A 20,764-nucleotide genomic window follows, 5' to 3' on the forward strand; every position below is an offset into this window, starting at 1 on the left:
GGGTTCAAACGGGGAGGGAAGCTTAAGGTGAAAGTATCCAAGGTATCACAGCGGCGCCGTCTGCTCTGGAGCCTGCTGCTGCTGCTCCTGCTGTTCTCGGCATTGATCGTCAGGCTGGGGTATGTCCAAATCGGAAAGGGCGCGGAGCTGTCAGCGAAAGCAGAGGAGCTGTGGCGCCGGGCCATTCCGTTTTCGGCGAAGCGGGGCGAGATTCTCGATAGAAACGGCACCGCGCTTGTAACCAACATCACGACGCCGACCATATGGGCCATTCCGGCGCAGATCCAAAACCCCGATGAAACAGCCAAGACGCTCTCCGGGATGTTGGGGGTAGGCGAAGCCGATGTGAAGAAGGCCATTACCAAACGGAAATCCATGGTGGAACAAATCAAACCCGGAGGGCGTAAAATTACGATGGAGCTGGCGCAGGAAATTCGTGATTTGAAGCTGCCGGGTATCGTTGTTGCCGAAGACAACAAGCGTTATTATCCATACGGCGATCTTGCCGCACATATTCTGGGATTTGCGGGAATTGACAATCAGGGACTTACCGGCTTGGAAGCGAAGCATGACGATAAGCTGAAAGGGTTCAACGGGAATATCTCGTACCTGTCGGATGCGGGGGGCAGGCTGATGCCGGGCTCCACCGAGACGTATAAGGAACCGCGTAACGGCTTGAATCTGGAGCTGACGATCGATAAATCGATTCAGTCCATTATGGAACGGGAGCTTGATCAGGCGATGGTGAAATACCAGGCCAATGGGGCTTGGTCCATCGCCATGAATCCGAAGACGGGCGAGATTTTGGCCATGGCCAGCCGTCCGAGCTACTCGCCAGCGAATTATCAGGAATTCTCCCCCGAGACGTACAATCGGAATCTTCCGATCTGGATGACGTACGAGCCGGGGTCGACCTTCAAGATCATCACGCTGGCCGCAGCGCTGGAAGAGGGGAAGGTGGATCTGAAACATGATCATTTCTTTGATTCAGGCGCAGTCGAAGTTGGGGGCGCTCGCCTCCGCTGCTGGAAGCGGGGCGGACATGGCAGCCAGACCTATTTGGAAGTCGTCCAGAACTCCTGCAACCCGGGCTTTGTGGCACTCGGCCAGAAGCTCGGCAAGGAAAGCCTGTTCCAATATATCCGCGATTTCGGCTTCGGCTCGAAGACGGGGATCGATTTGAACGGGGAGGAGAACGGCATCCTGTTCAAGCTGGACAACGTCGGGCCCGTTGAGCTTGCGACGACGGCCTTCGGCCAGGGGGTCTCGGTGACTCCGATCCAGCAGGTGGCCGCAGTATCTGCCGCCATTAACGGAGGCAAGCTCTACAAACCTTATGTGGCCAAGGCATGGATCCATCCGGAAACCGGCGAGGTGGTGGAGGAAGTGAAGCCGCAGATGGTGAGGCAGGTCATCTCGGAAGAGACGTCCAAGCAGGTCCGCGAAGCGCTGGAAAGCGTCGTGGCCAAAGGAACCGGACGGCCTGCCTTCATCGACGGCTACCGCGTCGGCGGGAAGACCGGGACGGCCCAGAAGGTCGTGAACGGACGTTATTCCTCCACCGAGCATATCGTATCCTTTATCGGCTTCGCGCCGGCGGACGATCCTGAGATCGTTGTGTATACCGCGGTCGACAATCCGAAGGGAATTCAATTCGGGGGCGTGGTTGCGGCTCCGATCGTGCAGAACATCTTGGAGGATGCGCTGCACTATATGAATATTCCGCCGCGGAAGGATCAGCTTCCCCGCGATTACAAATATGGGGAAGTGCCGACCGTAACCGTGCCGGATCTGGTTGGAGCGACGGTTCAGGAGCTCTACGAGGACTTGAACATGAACTTTAACCTGGCCAAGTCGGGGACCGGCAACACGGTCATTTCCCAGGCGCCGAAGCCGGGAAGCCGAGTGGAGCGGGGATCCACGATCCGTATCTACATGGGCGAGGCTCCGGACGAAGCGAAACACGAACATTAAGCCGTATCATCCGGATAGACGCCGTGCCGGATGATACGGATATATAGAGAGAGGGATATCCATGAAATTGAACGAATTATCATCCGTGCTGGCAGCCGCCGTGATCGACGGTGCCGGTGACGTTGAAATTACCGGAATCCAAGTTGATTCTCGGGAAGTAAAGCCGGGCGATCTGTTTATATGCCTTCCGGGTCATACCGTGGACGGCCATGACTTTGCCGCCCAGGCTGCCGAGCGGGGCGCAGTTGCCCTGGTCGTGGAGCGGAAGCTTGACATCCACCTTCCCCAGATCATCGTAAAGGACAGCCGGTTCGCGATGGCCCGGCTTGCTAATGCGTTCTTCAATCAGCCTAGCTCGCGGATGAAGATCATCGGCGTGACAGGAACGAACGGCAAGACAACGACCACCTATTTGATCGAGAAAATCATGAACGATCATGGTTTAAAGACCGGATTGATCGGAACCATTCAGATGCGATACGCCGGCAAGTCGTTCCCAATGCCGCGCACGACGCCTGAAGCGCTGGAGCTTCAGCGGAACCTGAACGAGATGGCCGAAGCAGGCATGCAGTGCTGCGTGATGGAGGTTTCCTCCCATGCGCTGGAGCAGGGACGCGTCAAGGGCACGGATTTCCGCACCGCGATATTTACGAACCTGACGCAGGATCATCTTGACTATCATCATACGATGGAAGAATACCGGGCGGCCAAAGGGTTATTTTTCTCCCGCCTTGGCAACGCTTTTCCCAAGGACGAACAGTCCCGCAAATATGCGGTCCTGAATGCCGATGACGAGGCTTCCGCATATTTTGCCAAGCAGACGGCTGCGGAAGTCATCTATTACGGCCTCGGCGAGCAGGCGGATGTGCGGGCCAGCAACATCGCGATTACGGCGCAGGGCACGTCGTTCCATGTGGATACCTTCCGAGGAAGCACGGATATATCCATCAAGATGGTAGGGAAGTTCAATGTATATAACGCGATGGCTGCCATTGCTGCAGCGCTGCTTGAAGGCGTTCCGCTTGAGGACATTAAGAGCAGCCTGGAATCCGTTCCAGGTGTCGACGGCCGGGTTGAGGTTGTCGATGAGGGCCAGCCGTATGCGGTGATCGTCGATTATGCGCATACGCCCGACGGGCTCGAAAACGTGCTGCGGACGGTCAATGAATTTGCGGAAGGACGGGTGCTGACCGTGTTTGGCTGCGGCGGCGACCGTGACCGCACCAAACGGCCGATCATGGGTAAGATCGCTGCCAAATACAGCGATATCGTGCTTGTTACTTCGGATAATCCGCGAACCGAGGACCCGGGAGCGATCCTTAAGGATATTGAGGCGGGATTGGTTGAGGACGGCGTGTCCGAAGACCGCTACAAGCTCATTGTCGACCGCCGCGAAGCCATTCAAAAGGCTATTGAAATGGCAAGCCCGGGCGATGTAGTATTGATTGCGGGGAAAGGTCATGAGACCTACCAGCTGATTGCGGGCGAAGTGCTTGATTTTGACGACCGCATCGTAGCCAAAGACGCGATAAGGGGCAGACAATAGTGATCCATAAATCATTGCGGAGCATTGCCGACATGTGCGGCGGTACGCTCTCACGAAACCAAGACGACGATATTGTAATTCAAGGAGTCGCAACCGACTCCCGCACGATACAGCCGGGCAATCTGTTTGTTCCGATTGTCGGCGAAAAATTCGACGGACATCAATTCGAGGCGGCTGTGCTTGCAGCCGGCGCCGGCGCGCTGCTATGGCAGCGGGATCATGGGCCGGTCCCTGACGGTCCTGTCATCCTTGTGGATGACACGCTGTCGGCTCTCCAGAAACTTGCAGCCGCTTATTTGGCAGAGAGCCGCGCCAAGGTGGTCGGCATCACTGGCAGCAACGGCAAGACAACCGTGAAGGACATGGTGACCGCGCTCCTCGAAACCCGTTACAAAGTTCATAAGACGCAGGGCAATTATAACAATCATATCGGTCTTCCGTTAACGGTGCTTGCGATGAAGGAAGATACGGATATCGCGGTGCTCGAGATGGGGATGAGCGGCCGGCATGAGATTGAGCTGCTCTCTTCGATTGCGCGCCCGGATATCGCGGTTATCACGAATATCGGCGAAGCGCATTTGCTTCAGCTCGGCTCGCGGGAAGAGATTGCCCGGGCCAAGCTTGAAATCGTGAGCGGCATGAAGCCCGGCGGATTGCTGGTATACCATGGTGATGAGCCGCTGATCGATCAGGTGCTGCAGGAGCCGGGAACGGTCAAGCCGGCGTCCATGAACACCTTTACGTTCGGCAGCCGGGACACCAATGACGCTTATCCGACAGGCATGATGTTTCACGCCCGCGGCATTGTGTTCACCTCGAACCGGTATGAGGGCGAGGGCTTCAGCCTTCCGCTGCTCGGACGCCATAATGTCATCAACGCTCTGGCTGCCATGGCGGTAGCGACCCATCTGGGCGTCAGCGACGAGGAGATTCGCCGCGGCTTCGCCGGTCTCAAGCTGACGAGCATGCGGATCGAGGCGATTGAGACGAACCATGGGGTGACGGTGCTGAACGATGCCTACAATTCCAGCCCGACGGCCGCGAAGGCTGCGATCGATGTGCTGGGCGACATGAAGGGATACCGGTGCCGCATTGCCGTTCTTGGGGACATGCTTGAACTTGGGCAGCGCGAGCGGGAATTCCACGAAGAGATCGGACGCTACCTTTCGCCGGATCAAGTGGAGCTCGTATTGACCTACGGTCCATTGTCTCAGCACACGGCGGAGGCGGCAAAGGCGAATTACCCGGACGGGGCTGTTCTTGCGTTCACGGACAAGGAACAGCTTATAACGGAGCTGCTGAAGCGGGTGACCGAGAAGGACATCGTATTGGTGAAGGCTTCGCGGGGAATGAAGCTGGAGCATGTGGTCGATGCGCTTAAAGCCCTGCCTGGCGGCAACAACGGAGTGAGGGGGTGAGCTTATGGACTTTCAGCTGCTGTTATTGACCATCGGTGTAGCGTTTATACTGGCTGTCATTTCGGCCCCGCTGCTGATTCCGCTGCTTCGCAGGTTGAAGTTCGGACAGCAAGTGCGAAACGACGGTCCTCAAAGCCACCTCAAAAAAGCAGGTACGCCGACAATGGGCGGCGTCGTCATTCTGCTTGCGTTCACGCTGACGTTTATCAAGTTTTCGCCGGTCGATACCGACTTTTATGTGCTTCTAGTGGCAACATTGGGCTTTGGCCTGATCGGATTTCTGGATGATTATACTAAAATCGTATTCCGCCGATCGTTGGGACTGACCCCTCGGCAGAAGCTGTTCGGACAGCTTCTGTTCTCGGGGATCATGTGCTGGCTGCTCATTTCCAACGGACACAGCACGGCGATCGGGGTACCGGGGATGAACTGGTCATTCGACTGGGGGCCGTGGTTCTATTATCCGTTCATCGTTCTGATGATGATGGCCATCAGCAACGCGGTCAATTTCACGGACGGTGTGGACGGACTGTTATCCGGCGTCAGTGCGATTGCTTTCGGAGCCTATGCCATTGTGGCGATCCAGTCGACTTCGTTCGCGGCGGCCTTCTGCGCGGCGGCGATGATCGGCGCGGTGCTCGGGTTTCTGGTGTTTAACGCGCATCCGGCCAAGGTGTTCATGGGAGATACAGGCTCGCTGGGGATCGGGGGCGCGATCGCAGCCATCGCCATCGTGACGAAAAGCGAGCTGTTGTTCCTTATCCTCGGAGGCGTATTCGTCATCGAGATGCTTTCCGTCGTGCTCCAGGTCATCTCGTTCAAAACAAGAGGCAAACGCATCTTCAAGATGAGCCCGATCCACCATCACTTTGAGCTGTCCGGATGGTCGGAGTGGCGCGTCGTCATCACATTTTGGGCCGTGGGACTGGTATTGGCGGGACTCGGGCTCTATATCAACAAGGGGTTGTAGCATATGAAGCATCCAGATGAATACCGGGGAAAGACCGTCGTTGTACTCGGACTTGCCAGAAGCGGCGTCCAAGTAGCCAAAGTACTGCATAAAGCCGGGGCGGAGGTCACGGTGAATGATCGAAAAGAAAGAGAGCAGTGTCCCGAAGCGTCGGAGCTCGAAGCTTTGGGCATTTCTGTTATTTGCGGGGGGCATCCGGATGACTTGATTCATCCCGGCGTGGCGCTCCTCGTCAAAAATCCCGGCATTCCTTATTCCGTTCCTCCTGTTCAGAAGGCAATGGAGCTGGGAGTTCCGGTCGTAACCGAGGTAGAGGTCGCCTATCATATTTGTGCAGCGCCGATGATCGGTATCACCGGCTCCAACGGCAAGACAACGACGACGACCTGGGTCGGTCAGCTGCTGGAGGACGCCGGTCTGTCCCCGATCGTTGCGGGCAATATCGGCACACCGCTGTCGGAGGCCGCCCAGGAGGCGAATCCGGACAATTGGATGGTCGTGGAGCTCAGCAGCTTCCAGCTCAAAGGAATCGAGGATTTCCGGCCGCGCATCGCCGCGCTGCTGAATATAGCTGAAACGCATCTTGACTATCATGGCGGGATGGACGATTATATCGCATCCAAAGCCAAGCTGTTCGCGAATCAGACGGCGGACGATACCGCTGTGCTCAATTGGGATGATCCCGTGTGCAGGAGCCTCGTCCCGTATATCAAGGCCCGCATTTTGCCATTCTCGATGAACGAAGTCCTTCGTGAAGGTGTTTACGTGATGCCGCCATACGGGGCTGAGGGTCAAATGCCGGGCGGCGAGGAGCCGGAGAGGACTGTCGTCTATACGGACGACAAAGGCTTTACGCATGAGATCATCCGTGTGGAGAACATCGGATTGCCCGGCAGATTCAATGTCGGGAACGCGCTCGCGGCTTCGGCAATCGCAATTACGGCCGGCGTGAGTCCGGATAGACTCGAGCCGGTATTGTCCAGCTTCCGCGGCGTAGAGCATCGGCTTGAATTCGTTGACGAGCGGGACGGCATTGCCTATTACAATAACTCCAAGGCGACAAACTCCAAAGCAACCAACATGGCGCTAACCTCGTTCAAGGAGCCCATCGTGCTCATTGCAGGCGGTCTTGACCGCGGCTCGGATTACGAGGAGCTCGTGCCTTCTCTTAGAGAGCGGGTGAAGGCTGTCGTCCTCCTAGGCCAGACGAAGGAGAAAATCGCGGCTGCGGCGGAAAAAGCCGGGTTAAAGCAAATTATCCTCGTCGATAATGGAAAGGACGCCGCCGATACATTGACTATGGCTGTCCAGGAGGCGGCCCGGCTTGCCGAGCCCGGCGATATTGTTCTTCTGTCGCCGGCATGCGCCAGCTGGGACATGTTCCCTTCCTTTGAAGTCAGAGGACGCATTTTTAAAGAGGCGGTGCATAACCTTTAAGTAGGGGGGTGGATAAGCCCCTACTAAGGATGTACGAGGTGGCCTTTCCATGAACAAGAACCGCCAGGCGCCCGATCTGTGGCTGCTTATATGCATTTTGGCCCTGCTGGCCATCGGGATCGTAATGGTATACAGCGCAGGCTCCGTGCTCGCCTTCCATGATTACGGCGATAAGTTTTATTTTGTGAAACGGCAGGCGTTTTTTGCTTGCCTCGGGCTTGCGGCCATGTATTTCACTTCCAAAATCGACTATAAAGTATGGATGAAATACAGCAAGCTGGTGCTGCTCGGCTGCTTCTTTCTGCTCGTTATCGTTCTGATCCCGGGGATAGGGGTCGTTCGCGGCGGCGCGAGAAGCTGGCTCGGCATCAGCTCGTTCGGCATTCAGCCTTCCGAGTTTATGAAACTAGGGATGATTCTGTTTCTATCTCGGTGGCTCAGCAAACAAGACTATGATATTACTTCATTCAGCAAGGGACTGCTCCCGCCGCTAGGTTTGATCGGCCTTGCTTTCGGATTGATCATGCTGCAGCCGGATCTCGGCACCGGCGCGGTTATGCTCGGGGCTGCCATGATGATCGTGTTCACGGCCGGTGCGCGAATGAAGCATCTGGGATTTCTTGCTTTAGGCGGTGTCGCGGGCTTTGCCGGACTAATCCTTACGGCTCCGTACCGGTTGAAGCGGATTACGGGCTTTCTCGATCCATGGTCGGATCCGCTCGGGACCGGCTACCAGATCATTCAGTCGCTGTATGCAATCGGCCCCGGCGGCCTTGGCGGCCTCGGTCTTGGCATGAGCCGCCAGAAATATGCTTATGTGCCTGAACCGCAAACCGACTTTATCTTTTCCATCTTGGCCGAAGAGCTCGGCTTCATTGGCGGGCTGATCGTGCTGCTGTTGTTCGCGGCTTTGGTATGGCGAGGCATGAGGGTCGCCATGACGGTTCCGGACGGCTTCGGCAGCCTGCTCTCCGTAGGGATTGTCGGAATGGTCGCGATTCAGGTTGTCATTAATATCGGCGTTGTCATCGGAATGATGCCGGTAACCGGCATTACGCTGCCGCTGATCAGCTACGGAGGAAGCTCGTTGACACTGATGCTGACCGCGCTCGGCATTCTATTAAATATTTCCCGTTATGCGAGGTGAACAGTATGCGTGTCGTATTAACAGGCGGCGGGACGGGTGGGCATATCTACCCGGCTGTCGCCATTGCAAGGCAATGTGAATTGGAAGATCCGAAGACGGAATTTTTATATATCGGCGGGGAGCGGGGCCTGGAAAGCAAGCTGGTGCCCCAGGAGAAGCTCCCGTTTGAAAGCATTGATATTACGGGCTTTCGGCGCAAGCTGTCGTTTGAAAATGTGAAAACGATCATGCGCTTTTTCAAAGGCGTCCATCGATCGAAAGCGCTGCTATCGCAGTTTAAGCCTGATGTTGTGATCGGCACCGGCGGCTACGTATGCGGACCGGTCGTATACGCAGCTGCAAAATTAGGGATTCCGACCATGATCCATGAGCAGAATGCGATTCCCGGGCTGACGAATCAGTTTTTGAGCCGCTACGCGGATACGGTAGCGGTGAGCTTCGAGGGCTCCGAAAAGGCCTTCCCCAAAGCTAAAAGAGCGGTGTATACAGGGAATCCACGCGCGACGACGGTCCAATCCGCCAATCGTGAGCGTGGATTTGCTTCGCTTGGCATCCCGATGGACAGTCAGGTCGTTCTGATCGTCGGCGGAAGCCGGGGGGCCAAGGCGATCAATGATGCCATGATCGGCATGGCCTCTCATATCGGCCGTCTGCCAGGTATTCATTTTGTGTTCGTAACGGGCGATACTTATTTTGAGCGCACGCGCGAGGAGATACGCAGCCGCCTCGGCACGATGCCGAACCATCTTCATATCATGCCTTATGTTCATAACATGCCGGAAGTGCTTGCTGCAACTTCCCTGATTGTAAACCGTGCCGGAGCTTCCTTTCTGGCCGAAATCACTTCGCTCGGCATTCCTTCGGTCCTCATACCGTCACCCAATGTGACCAACAATCATCAGGAGGCCAATGCCAGACAATTGGAGGATGCAGGCGCGTCGAGGATGATCCTTGAGAAGGACCTTACCGCGGAAACTTTGTTTGGGCGGCTTGAGGAAATCATGACAAGCCCCGATGTCCGGAAGTCGATGTCCGAGGCTTCCCGAAAGCTCGGGAAACCGGATTCCGCTGCCGTCATTGTGGAGGAAATCCGCCGGCTTACCGGCAAACGCTAAATCGGCTGGGCGATTGTCACACACCTATGGAGCCTGACATAAGATACTCTATAATCGTGACACACCCATGAGGCCGGCATTACAGACAGCGGCCATCTTCCCGCCAGTTTCGGGGGAATGGCCTTTTGTTTTGAAAGTCAAGGGAGGTTTATTTACAATGCAGCAGTGGAAATCGCTACTATCTGAAGCCAATGTCGGAGCCGTCTTATGGAATGAACCGCTGGCCAAATACACAACTTGGAAAATAGGCGGACCAGCCGATTGCCTAGTTGTTCCCGAGAATAAAGAGCAGCTCGCTGAGCTGGTCGCCCTTCTCCATGCCCATCGCATTCCTTGGACACAACTGGGACGCGGCTCGAACATGCTGGTATCCGATAAGGGCATTCGGGGAGCGGTGATCAAGCTGGGTCAGGGCTTCGAGGAGTTTCGTTTCGAGGGGGAGACGGTGACGGCAGGCGGCGGCCTGTCGCTCGTCAAGCTCAGTGTTCTGGCCGGGAAACAAGGATTATCGGGTCTTGAATTCGCCGGAGGCATCCCAGGATCGGTCGGAGGGGCCGTTTACATGAATGCAGGCGCTCACGGGTCTGATGTGTCACGCATATTTAAGTCCGCTGACATTGTACTGGAAACAGGGGAATTGGTTACGTATGCTACCAAAGATATGGCGTTCGATTACCGGCACTCCATTCTGCACGAACGAAAAGGGATTGTGACGGAAGCGGTATTTGAGCTCCAGTATGGGGACCGCAAAGAAATTTCAGCTCGGATGGCTTCCTATAAGGACCGCCGCCGGCGCACGCAGCCGCTCCAATCGGCAACGGCAGGCAGTGTATTTCGCAACCCGCCCGGCGACCATGCCGCGAGGTTGATCGAAGAAGCGGGTCTTAAGGGGCTGCGGATCGGAGGGGCGGAAATTTCGTTGCAGCATGCCAATTTCATCGAAAACACCGGTCAAGCGACAGCAGAGGACGTGCTCGCCTTGATTGAGCATATCAAGGAGACCATTGCGAAGAAGAACGGAATTCATATGGTACCCGAGGTGTATGTTCTAGGCGAGCGGTAAACTCGGAGGTGATACATTGGACAAATTGGTGATTGAGGGTGGAAGGCCCCTATCAGGAACCATACGTATCCATGGTGCGAAAAATGCAGCTTTGCCTATTTTGGCCGCAAGTCTGCTTGCAGAGGGGACCGTGAAATTAAGCAACGTCCCGCATCTGCTGGACATTGAAGTGATGCTCAGCATTCTCAGCCGTCTCGGTTCCAAATGCAAGCACGAGCTGGAGACGGTTACCGTGGATACCTCGTCTGCCAATTCGTTTCATGTCCCGGAAGATTTAATGAAGCAGATGCGATCCTCCATCTTCTTGATGGGACCTCTGCTGGCCCGTTTCGGTGAAGTTACCATTTATCAGCCAGGCGGCTGCGCGATCGGGGAGCGGAAGATCGACCTTCACCTGCAAGGGCTCCAGGCGCTGGGTGCGCAAATCGAGGAAAGCAGCGATAAAATCCATTGCAGAGCCAGCCGGCTGGTCGGAACGGATATTCATCTGGATTTTGCCAGCGTCGGAGCAACCGAGAATATCATGATGGCAGCGGCAACGGCGCACGGCACAACGGTCATTTCGAATGCCGCAAGGGAACCGGAAATTCAGGATCTTCAGCATTTTCTGAACAAAATGGGTGCTAACATCATCGGGGCGGGAACCGATACCATTACGATCCACGGCGTGGAGCGCCTGACGCCTTGCGAATACGAGATTATTCCCGACCGGATCGTGGCGGGAACCGTTATGATCGCCGCTGCCGTCACCCGGGGGAGCGTAACGCTGACGAAGACGAATCCGTCCCATCTGACCTCCCTTATGCATGTGCTGAAGCGCGCCGGTGTTCAAACCAGTGTATGCAATGATATAATAAACATAAGCTGCATGAGCCGTCCAAAAGCGGTGGAACGAATCGTGACTTCGCCGTACCCTTCCTTTCCTACCGACCTGCAGTCCCAGGTGATGGTGCTGCTGTCTGTAGCGGATGGTTTCAGCGTGATGAAAGAAACGGTATTTGAAGGACGATTTAAGCATGTGGAGGAGCTTTCCCGGATGGGAGCCGATATCTCCACGGATATGAACTATGCCTTTATACGCGGTGTTCAGCGAATTTATGGAGCGACCGTAGAGGCAACCGACCTGCGGGCAGGTGCGGCTCTAGTCATCGCCGGATTGGCTGCGCAGGGGACGACGGTGGTTGAGCAAGTGCACCACATCGACCGCGGTTATGATCGGATTGAAAACATGTTCCAAGGCTTGGGAGCGCGTATTTACCGCCAGACTTCCGTACCGAAGCCGCTTGATTTAGCCAATTGAGGTCCTGGTCATCCCCTCCTTGCGGAGGGGGTGGCAGGTCTTTATGGAGAGAGAGGATATGTCTAATACTCATATACCTGTCCTGAAACAGGACAAGCCCAAACCGAGGGCGGCGAGAAAGATTATATGGATTCTGCTGCTATTGTTCATAGCCCTGCTGACGATTCTATTCTTTCGCTCGCCGATCAGCCAGGTTTCTGAGATTCAAATCAAGGGCAATACACTGAATACCAAAGAGCAGCTGATGGAGCAAAGCGGACTCCGGATCGGAGAGCAGTATTTCGGAGTCGATCCCGATGAGGTCAAGCAGCGATTAGCCGAGCTCGGCACGATTAAATCCGCTGAGGTGAATAAGAGCTTTCCCGGCGAAATCAGCATCGTGATCACCGAGTATCCTACAGTCGCCTATGAGCTGTCCGCCGACGGCGATTTTCAAGCTATCCTGTCCAGCGGGACTTCGGTTCCCGTTGCGGCCAGCGGAATCGCCGTAGAGAAGCCGATTCTGACCAAGTGGGACCCGGCCGATCCGAACAAGGCGAAGCTCAGCCAGGTGCTGGCCGAAATACCGAGCAGCATGACCTCCGACATTTCGGAGATTATGCCTTCGCCCACGCTTTCCTTCCCGGACAGGATCAAGCTGTACACGCGCTCCAAGTTCGAAGTCATCACCTCCATTTCGCTGCTTCGGGATAAGGTGGAGTATCTCAATCAAGTGACGGAATTGGAACAGCCGGGTATCATAACGATGCTGGAAGCTGACTCCTACGTGCCTTTCGAGGAAGAAGTTGAAGAAGAGGCTCCGGAAGGGGAATAACCCCCTACTCAGGCGTAGGAATAAATGGTACAATTGAAAGTATTGACAACATTGGGCTCTCATTTATATTTTATGTGTTTTACGGCTCTCAATAGTAAATGTTGGCAGTAAAAATAATGTAGAAAAAAGAGGGATAGCCCCTTCCATGTTGAATAAGTAAAAATGTAAATCTTGAATGACGACTTTATTTTGTTAAACAGGAGGTGCCAGAGCTTGAGCAACAATGACATCATTGTTAGTTTGGACATCGGTACATCCAAAGTTCGTGCTATTATTGGGGAAGTTAATAATGGAACCTTTAATATTATTGGAGTTGGATCTGCCGACTCGGAGGGAATTCGTAAGGGTGCAATCGTAGATATCGACCAGACCGTACAATCCATTCGCAACGCTGTTGATCATGCGGAGCGTATGGTCGGTATTCAAATATCCGAAGTATATGTCGGCATATCCGGTAATCATATCGGACTTCAATCCAGCCACGGCGTTGTGGCAGTATCGAACGAGGATCGCGAGATTGGGGAAGAAGACATCGACCGCGTGCTGAAAGCCGCGGAGGTTGTGGCGCTTCCTCCCGATCGGGAAATAATCGATGTAGTGGCAAAGCAATTCGTAGTAGACGGGTTAGAAGGAATCTCCGACCCTCGAGGCATGATTGGTGTAAGGCTTGAGGTTGAAGCGACGATCATTACCGGCGCGAAGACGGCAATACATAATCTGCTCCGATGCGTGGAGAAATCAGGCTTGAAGGTCAAGGATCTTGTGCTGATTCCGCTAGGCGCCGGCCAATTGGCTCTCTCGAAGGACGAGAAGACGATGGGCTCGGTGCTCGTGGACGTAGGCGCAGGATCAACGACGCTTGCGGTGTTTGAAGAGGGAAGCATTGCAGCGACCTCCACGCTGCCGGTAGGCGGAGATTTCGTGACGAATGACATTGCGTACGGATTGCGGACGTTAACTGATCAGGCGGAGAAGGTCAAGCTGAAATACGGCTGTGCGCTCATGGAGAGCGCTGCGCCTGAAGTTACGTTTAAAGTAACGAGGATCGGAAGCAATGTGGACAAGGAGTTTAACCAAGAGGACCTGGCCGCCATCATCGAGCCTCGGGTTCAGGAAATATTCCAGCTGGTGCGTCAGGAAATCAAACGCCTGGGTTACAATGAGCTTCCGGGTGGTTATATACTTACCGGGGGCACGATGTCCATGCCTGGTGTGCTGCAGGTGGCACAGAACGAGCTGGCGACTTCCGTTCGGATTGCCGTTCCCGATTTTATCGGCGTGCGTGATCCGGGATACTGCAGCGGAGTCGGCATCCTCCATAATGCAATCCGGAATGTCCGAGTGCGCAGCAGTGCAGGAGGAAGCAGCAACAGCGGAAATAGCAAGAAACCGGTGAACCGCGCTAAGCCGCAAAATCCTGTCGCAGCAACTCAGGAGACCAGCCAGAAGCCGGGATTTATTGAACGCTTGAAAAAAATGTTCAGCGAGTTTATATAGCGGATTCATTTGACTGTGGACGTGCCATCCACGCACATTGAGGGGGAGATGGAATAGATGTTGGAATTTGATTTCGAAATGGAGAGCTTAGCTCAAATTAAAGTAATCGGTGTTGGCGGCGGCGGAAGCAATGCCGTCAACCGAATGATTGAAAACGGCGTGCAGGGCGTTGAGTTTATTACGGTAAATACGGATGCCCAAGCGCTCCATCTTGCTAAATCCGAACACAAGCTGCAAATCGGGGACAAGCTGACTCGAGGACTCGGAGCCGGAGCCAACCCGGAAGTAGGCAAAAAAGCCGCTGAGGAATCCCGCGATTTGATTATGAACACCTTAAAAGGTGCGGATATGGTATTCGTGACCGCCGGTATGGGCGGAGGCACGGGTACCGGAGCTGCTCCTGTCATTGCTGAAATCGCTAAGGAATGCGGAGCATTGACGGTCGGCGTCGTAACCCGCCCTTTCACATTTGAAGGACGCAAGCGTTCCTCTCATGCAGAGCTGGGCATCGAGGCTTTGAAGGAGAAGGTGGATACGCTTATTGTCATTCCAAACGACCGGCTTCTCGAGATTGTAGACAAGAAGACTCCGATGCTGGAAGCGTTCCGTGAAGCGGACAACGTTCTCCGCCAAGCGGTTCAAGGTATTTCCGACTTGATCGCGGTACCGGGTCTCATCAACCTCGACTTTGCCGACGTGAAGACGATTATGACAGAACGCGGATCAGCCCTGATGGGAATCGGAATGGCGACCGGCGAGAACCGCGCATCCGAGGCGGCCCGCAAGGCCATCATGAGCCCGCTGCTGGAAACGTCCATCGAGGGCGCACGCGGCGTCATCATGAATATTACCGGAGGAAACAATCTCTCCTTGTACGAGGTCAATGAAGCGGCCGAGATCGTAACCTCCGCTTCGGATCCGGAAGTGAACATGATCTTCGGTGCCATCATCGATGATAGCATGAAGGAAGAAATCAAGGTAACGGTGATTGCGACCGGTTTTGAGAGCAAGCCGATGCCGACACCGCCGGGACGGCGCCCAGCGATGCCGCAAAGCGAACAGCAGCCGGCCTCCGACAAGGGCAATGTGAATCTGAGACCATTCGGGAATCAGAGCACCAATGACCAGCTTGATATTCCTACATTCCTTCGCAATCGTTCGCGTAATAATGATTAATACGAATAAGCCTGCGCTTGTTGCCCCTGCGGCTAAAGCGCAGGTTTTTTTTGTTATGAAATCCGCCGCAAGTTTTAGGAAGAGCCCTCCAGTGTCAGACTTTCGCGAATATCGCTTATACGAGATCATCCGGCTCAAAGCGCCGTCCCAGAGCAGCTTGTAACGCCGTCCACCCGGCATTGGCGGGGCGGGCTTCCCGTGCACCGTTCCCCTGTCTCTAAAAACTGCCCTCCATCGACAAAAAAAGTCTGCGAACGGCCCACAGGTTTAGACAGACTTTGATCCCTATTCTTCTTATACTAGTAGCATCTCCCAAAGCCTTGAAAAGAACAGACGCATCCGAGCGAACAAAGAGCGAAAAAGGAATTCAGACTAGGCGGGTGAAGATCCTGGTTGTTTATATCGATCTGATTTTTATCGTGAACCTGCTGATTGACGGGGTCCTGCTGGCGCTGACGGCCTGGATGCGAAGGACCAAGCTCAAGTGGTGGAGGCTTGCCTTGTCATCCGCGGCAGGGGCTCTCTATGTCGTCATGATGTTTGTCCCGGAGCTTTCCTTTCTGTACACCTTTCTGATCAAATTTGGACTGTCCCTGCTGATGCTGTGGATCGCATTCGGCTTTACCAGCCTGCAAAGCTATATTCACCATTTAGGCGCCTTTTACATGGTCAATTTCGCTGCGGCCGGGGGAATTATCGGCGTTCATTATTTGGTTCAGAATTCGGGGGAGCTGTTTAGCGGGATATGGTATACGGCAACCGGGGGATTATCGTTCGAGCTGAAAGTGGGGTTTTGGGCTGCGTGTATTACCTTTTTTGTAGTTGTATTCGGGTTTAAGGCCGTTCAGACCACGAAACGCAAAATGGAGAGCAGGGAAACGCTCCTGGGAGAGGTAACGGTATGGATCGGAAGCGTGAAAATAAGCTGCAGAGGCCTACTGGATACCGGCAATCAGCTCAGCGATCCTTTGACTCGTACACCCGTAATGGTCATGGAGGCCTCGCTCTGGGAATCGTTCCTGCCGGAGGGATGGAGCGAGCGGCTGGTAGAAGGAGAGCCTGACCGGCTGATTATGGATCTGGGGATGGAGGAATTTGAATGGCAGGATCGCCTGCGGCTCGTTCCTTATCGCGGCGTGAACCGCGGAGCAGCCTTCATGCTCGCCTTGAAACCGGATGCAGTCCGAATTGAGCTCGGCGGCATCGAATATACGACTACCAAAGTACTGATCGGTGTAGACGGAGGCACCCTGTCCGGGGACAGAGCCTATCGGGCTATTATCCACCCGGCGCTAACGGAAGGTGAGGGAGCTCCGAATACTTCTTCGAATGCCGCAGCAGATGCGGCAGCAGCGGTAGGGAGCACCCATGGCGCAGGACCGGAGCAAGCCAAGCCGGCAGGATGAGCTTATGAAGGAGTCTTTGAAAACTTGGGTGTATACCGCTTTCTATGAAACCTATGATTCATGTCCGTTTTCCCTTCGGGAAAGCCCGCAGGCATAGTATCAAACGTTCGTTTCCCATCAGGAAAACTTTTAGGAGGATAAGAGATGCCCGTAAAATGGAGATTAGCGCTGCAGCTTCAATATTATCGCGTATTGTTTTTGCTAGGCTTGAAAAGTCAGGAAATCTACTATATCGGAGGAAGCGAGGCCCTTCCGCCTCCGCTTACGAAAGAGGAAGAAGAATACCTGCTGAAAAAGCTGCCGTCAGGCGATGCGGCAACCCGGGCCATGCTGATCGAACGCAATCTTCGTCTTGTCGTGTATATTGCCCGCAAATTCGAGAACACGGGCATCAATATCGAGGATTTGGTGTCGATCGGCGCCATCGGATTGATTAAAGCGGTCAATACATTCGATCCCGAGAAAAAAATCAAGCTGGCCACTTACGCCTCCCGCTGCATCGAAAACGAGATTTTGATGTATTTGAGGCGCAACAATAAAACGCGGAGCGAGGTATCCTTTGACGAGCCGCTCAATATTGACTGGGACGGCAATGAGCTGCTGCTCTCCGACGTGCTCGGCACCGAGAATGATACCATCTACCGCAACATCGAGGAGCAGGTTGACCGAAAGCTGCTGCAAAAGGCGCTGGATAAGCTGAGCGACCGGGAGCGGATGATTATGGAGCTTCGATTTGGCCTCCAGGACGGGGAGGAAAAGACGCAAAAGGACGTTGCCGACCTGCTTGGCATCTCGCAATCCTACATTTCCCGATTGGAGAAGAGAATTATAAAGCGGCTCCGGAAGGAATTCAACAAGATGGTGTAACTGGAAAAGGCAAGGAATAAAATAACCCCCCTCGGAGATAATGTACAGTAATGTTTCTCCTTGGGAGGTTAGTCATCATGACGCGAAACAAAGTTGAAATTTGTGGTGTGGATACGTCGAAGCTGCCGGTTTTGACGAATGTGGAAATGAGGGAGCTGTTCCATGATCTGCAGCAGAACAACGAACGGTCAGCTCGAGAAAAATTGGTGAATGGAAATTTGAGGCTGGTCCTCAGCGTCATCCAGCGTTTTAACAATCGGGGGGAATTTGTTGACGATCTGTTTCAGGTCGGCTGCATCGGTCTGATGAAAGCCATCGACAATTTCGATTTGTCGCAAAACGTAAAATTTTCCACGTATGCCGTACCGATGATTATCGGAGAAATACGCCGTTACTTAAGGGATAACAATCCGATTCGCGTCTCGCGCTCCCTGCGTGATATCGCCTACAAGGCGCTGCAGGTCAGAGACCAGCTGACGAATGCGAATTCGCGCGAACCGACCATTTTTGAAATTTCCGAAGCGCTGAACGTGCCCAAGGAAGATGTTGTATTTGCACTTGATGCCATTCAAGATCCTGTCTCCTTGTTCGAGCCGATCTACCATGACGGCGGCGACCCGATTTATGTGATGGACCAGATTAGCGACGACAAGAACAAGGATATTTCCTGGATCGAGGAAATCGCGCTCCGGGAAGCGATGCATAAGCTCGGACAGCGCGAGAAAATGATTTTGTCCATGCGTTTCTACGAAGGGAAAACCCAGATGGAGGTCGCCGACGAAATCGGCATCTCGCAGGCGCAGGTGTCCAGACTGGAGAAGTCAGCGATCAAACAGATGCAGAAGCATGTAAAAACTTAAAGTTGTACCGCTATCAAACCCAAAACATAACGATCCCCATTTACGGGATCGTTTTTTTAATGAAAATAAGCTATTTTACGCGTTTTGCTCATATAGTATACCAAGGGATTCCAGAAGGCTTTGATTGAGCTCCGATTAAATACATCTAAGGTGTGATGCGGATGATACCAGATAATCAGATGGTGGGGAAAAAGATGAAAATATCCGATTTTCAAACGAAGGATGTTATTAATATTATCGACGGGAAGCGGCTCGGCCAGATCAGCGATCTGGAGCTTGACCTGCGTCAAGGACGGATCGAGGCGATCGTGGTGCCCAGCTACGGAAAGTTTATGGGGTTGTTCGGGGGCGGAAGCGATCTGATCATTCCTTGGCGCAATATCGTAAAGATCGGGTCGGACGTTGTCCTGGTTAAAATGGAGGAGCTTAGACGCGTGCCGGAGGAAGAGGGCGCGGTGGAATATTTGGACCGGCCGAACGGGCATGACAGAAGAAATTTTTGAACATGTCAGAAAGGATAATGGATTATCCTATCCAGCGATTTGCAAATGCAGCAACGGATAGCGGTGTCTCCGGGCTGCGTTTTCTGTTACACTGGGATAGAGGTGAGTGATTCGATGGAACCTTTCGTAAAACAACATCAGCAGGAATGCGGACGGTTTGTGCTGGAAAGCTGGGAGCGCGGTGCGCCGGATGGTAGGCTCGCCGCGGGGTTTACCGGGCGGCATGGCGGGGTCAGCGCGAAGCCCTATGACAGCCTGAATTTGGCATTTCATGTAGGGGACGTTCCCGAACATGTCATTGAGAACCGGAGGCGGATAGCCGGAGCGCTTGGCTTCTCCCTGGAAGACTGGACGTGCGGCGAGCAGGTCCACAGCGGGGATGTCGCGATTGTGCGGGCAGGGGATCGGGGAAGAGGCAGCCTCGACCGTGATTCCGCCTTTCAGGATACGGATGGACTGGTCACGAACGTGCCGGGCATTCTATTGACATCCTTTTACGCGGATTGCGTACCGCTGTATTTCTGGGACCCGGCAACGGAGGCGGTCGGTCTTGCCCATGCCGGTTGGAAGGGTACGGTCGCCGGCATTGCCGGGAACATGGTCAGCGCGATGACAAGCGAATATGGCAGCGATCCGAGCCAGATTCGGGCTGCGATCGGCCCCTCGATTGGAGCCTGCTGTTATGAGGTCGATGATCGCGTCATGGAGCGCGTAAGACAGCTGCTCCTGTCGCCGCAGGATTCCGAGGAGAACCCGCAATCTGCCATGTATATCGACAAGGGAAACGGGAAATACATGCTGAACTTGAAAGAAATAAACAGACGCATTATGATTAAGGCAGGAATATTGGCGGAACATATCGAATGTACAACATGGTGTACAAGCTGTAATAACGACTTGTTCTTCTCGTATCGCAAGGACGGGGGAACGACAGGTCGTATGGCAAGCTGGATCGGGATGAGAAAGAGGTGAGTCGTCCCTTGAGTTTGAAGGAACGTATCGATCAGGTAGAACAGCGAATCACGGAGGCATGCGCGCGCAGCGGCCGGGACCGGAGTGAGGTCAATGTCATCGCCGTAACGAAGTATGTCTCCTTGGATACGACAGCTTCGGTACTGGATCAGGGGCTCCGGCATATCGGCGAGAACCGCTGGCAGGATGCCCAGCACAAATGGCAGGCCCTTGGAGACCGCGGTACATGGCATTTTATCGGCCATCTCCAGACGAACAAGGTCAAAGACGTGATCGATAAATTTCAATATATTCATTCACTGGACCGCTTATCGCTGGCGAAGGAGCTTAACAAGAGGGCTGCAGCCCTGGATCTTCAGGTATCTGCGTTCATGCAGGTGAATATCTCGGGCGAGGAATCGAAATACGGCCTTCCTCCCGAGCAAGCGGCAGATTTCTTGAAGGGGATCGCGGATTTGTCCCATGTAAAGGTCATCGGATTGATGACAATGGCTCCCTATGAATCATTGGCGGAGCATACGCGTCCCGTATTCCGCGGCTTAAGACAACTAAGAGATGAGCTGAATCGGCAGGCGCTGACGAAGGAGCCGTTGACGGAATTGTCTATGGGCATGTCAAACGATTTTGAAGTGGCTGTTGAGGAAGGGGCGACCTGGGTGCGTCTCGGCTCGATTTTAGTAGGGAAAGAGGAGGAGTGAG

The 20,764-nt window shown here is 54.2% G+C and carries 18 protein-coding genes; all 18 read left to right on the top strand.

What is annotated here, in order from left to right; all coding sequences use genetic code 11:
• The first annotated feature begins 27 nt into the window (after positions 1 to 27).
• The 18 genes from NST08_RS09065 to NST08_RS09150 all read left to right on the top strand — a co-directional run bounded on the left by NST08_RS09065 (position 28) and on the right by NST08_RS09150 (position 20,763).
• Positions 28 to 1,974, top strand: a complete 1,947-nt coding sequence (locus NST08_RS09065; protein ID WP_007129462.1) for a stage V sporulation protein D — start codon at positions 28 to 30, stop codon at positions 1,972 to 1,974.
• 61 nt (positions 1,975 to 2,035) lie between these two features.
• Positions 2,036 to 3,520, top strand: a complete 1,485-nt coding sequence (locus NST08_RS09070) for a UDP-N-acetylmuramoyl-L-alanyl-D-glutamate--2,6-diaminopimelate ligase (protein WP_341033978.1) — start codon at positions 2,036 to 2,038, stop codon at positions 3,518 to 3,520.
• On the top strand, positions 3,520 to 4,938 hold the full coding sequence (locus NST08_RS09075; protein ID WP_341033977.1) for a UDP-N-acetylmuramoyl-tripeptide--D-alanyl-D-alanine ligase: 1,419 nt from the start codon (positions 3,520 to 3,522) through the stop codon (positions 4,936 to 4,938). The genes NST08_RS09070 and NST08_RS09075 overlap by 1 nt, the downstream gene beginning before the upstream one ends.
• 4 nt (positions 4,939 to 4,942) lie before the next feature.
• The gene (mraY, locus tag NST08_RS09080) at positions 4,943 to 5,908 is read left to right on the top strand and encodes a phospho-N-acetylmuramoyl-pentapeptide-transferase (protein ID WP_341033975.1); all 966 of its coding nucleotides are present in this window, start codon (positions 4,943 to 4,945) and stop codon (positions 5,906 to 5,908) included.
• Between the two features lie 3 nt (positions 5,909 to 5,911).
• Positions 5,912 to 7,345, top strand: coding sequence for a UDP-N-acetylmuramoyl-L-alanine--D-glutamate ligase (gene murD / locus NST08_RS09085; RefSeq protein WP_341033974.1), 1,434 nt, complete (start codon positions 5,912 to 5,914; stop codon positions 7,343 to 7,345).
• A gap of 49 nt (positions 7,346 to 7,394) precedes the next feature.
• On the top strand, positions 7,395 to 8,492 hold the full coding sequence (spoVE, locus tag NST08_RS09090) for a stage V sporulation protein E (protein WP_007129467.1): 1,098 nt from the start codon (positions 7,395 to 7,397) through the stop codon (positions 8,490 to 8,492).
• A 5-nt stretch (positions 8,493 to 8,497) separates the two neighbouring features.
• Positions 8,498 to 9,607: an undecaprenyldiphospho-muramoylpentapeptide beta-N-acetylglucosaminyltransferase gene (gene murG, locus NST08_RS09095; RefSeq protein ID WP_007129468.1), complete on the top strand. Its 1,110-nt coding sequence runs from the start codon at positions 8,498 to 8,500 to the stop codon at positions 9,605 to 9,607.
• Positions 9,608 to 9,764: 157 nt separating this feature from the next.
• A complete protein-coding gene (gene murB, locus NST08_RS09100; protein ID WP_007129469.1) occupies positions 9,765 to 10,670 on the top strand; it encodes a UDP-N-acetylmuramate dehydrogenase in 906 nt (301 codons plus the stop codon).
• Between the two features lie 16 nt (positions 10,671 to 10,686).
• A complete protein-coding gene (gene murA, locus NST08_RS09105; RefSeq protein WP_007129470.1) occupies positions 10,687 to 11,970 on the top strand; it encodes a UDP-N-acetylglucosamine 1-carboxyvinyltransferase in 1,284 nt (427 codons plus the stop codon).
• 58 nt (positions 11,971 to 12,028) lie between these two features.
• The gene (locus tag NST08_RS09110; protein ID WP_007129471.1) at positions 12,029 to 12,784 is read left to right on the top strand and encodes a cell division protein FtsQ/DivIB; all 756 of its coding nucleotides are present in this window, start codon (positions 12,029 to 12,031) and stop codon (positions 12,782 to 12,784) included.
• A gap of 213 nt (positions 12,785 to 12,997) precedes the next feature.
• Positions 12,998 to 14,281: a cell division protein FtsA gene (gene ftsA, locus NST08_RS09115; protein WP_007129472.1), complete on the top strand. Its 1,284-nt coding sequence runs from the start codon at positions 12,998 to 13,000 to the stop codon at positions 14,279 to 14,281.
• A gap of 57 nt (positions 14,282 to 14,338) precedes the next feature.
• On the top strand, positions 14,339 to 15,457 hold the full coding sequence (gene ftsZ / locus NST08_RS09120; protein ID WP_007129473.1) for a cell division protein FtsZ: 1,119 nt from the start codon (positions 14,339 to 14,341) through the stop codon (positions 15,455 to 15,457).
• A gap of 389 nt (positions 15,458 to 15,846) precedes the next feature.
• Positions 15,847 to 16,863: a sigma-E processing peptidase SpoIIGA gene (gene spoIIGA / locus NST08_RS09125; protein ID WP_251537011.1), complete on the top strand. Its 1,017-nt coding sequence runs from the start codon at positions 15,847 to 15,849 to the stop codon at positions 16,861 to 16,863.
• A 144-nt stretch (positions 16,864 to 17,007) separates the two neighbouring features.
• A complete protein-coding gene (gene sigE / locus NST08_RS09130; protein ID WP_007129475.1) occupies positions 17,008 to 17,730 on the top strand; it encodes an RNA polymerase sporulation sigma factor SigE in 723 nt (240 codons plus the stop codon).
• 77 nt (positions 17,731 to 17,807) lie between these two features.
• Positions 17,808 to 18,590: an RNA polymerase sporulation sigma factor SigG gene (sigG, locus tag NST08_RS09135; protein WP_007129476.1), complete on the top strand. Its 783-nt coding sequence runs from the start codon at positions 17,808 to 17,810 to the stop codon at positions 18,588 to 18,590.
• Between the two features lie 161 nt (positions 18,591 to 18,751).
• Positions 18,752 to 19,093: a YlmC/YmxH family sporulation protein gene (locus tag NST08_RS09140; protein WP_028406598.1), complete on the top strand. Its 342-nt coding sequence runs from the start codon at positions 18,752 to 18,754 to the stop codon at positions 19,091 to 19,093.
• 114 nt (positions 19,094 to 19,207) lie between these two features.
• A complete protein-coding gene (gene pgeF, locus NST08_RS09145; protein ID WP_007129478.1) occupies positions 19,208 to 20,065 on the top strand; it encodes a peptidoglycan editing factor PgeF in 858 nt (285 codons plus the stop codon).
• Between the two features lie 8 nt (positions 20,066 to 20,073).
• Entirely contained in the window at positions 20,074 to 20,763 is a 690-nt protein-coding gene (locus NST08_RS09150; protein ID WP_040738455.1) for a YggS family pyridoxal phosphate-dependent enzyme, read from the top strand.
• The last annotated feature ends 1 nt before the right edge of the window (position 20,764 follow it).

The organism is Paenibacillus sp. FSL K6-1566 (genome assembly GCF_038050475.1).
GTDB lineage: Bacteria > Bacillota > Bacilli > Paenibacillales > Paenibacillaceae > Paenibacillus_AQ > Paenibacillus_AQ lactis.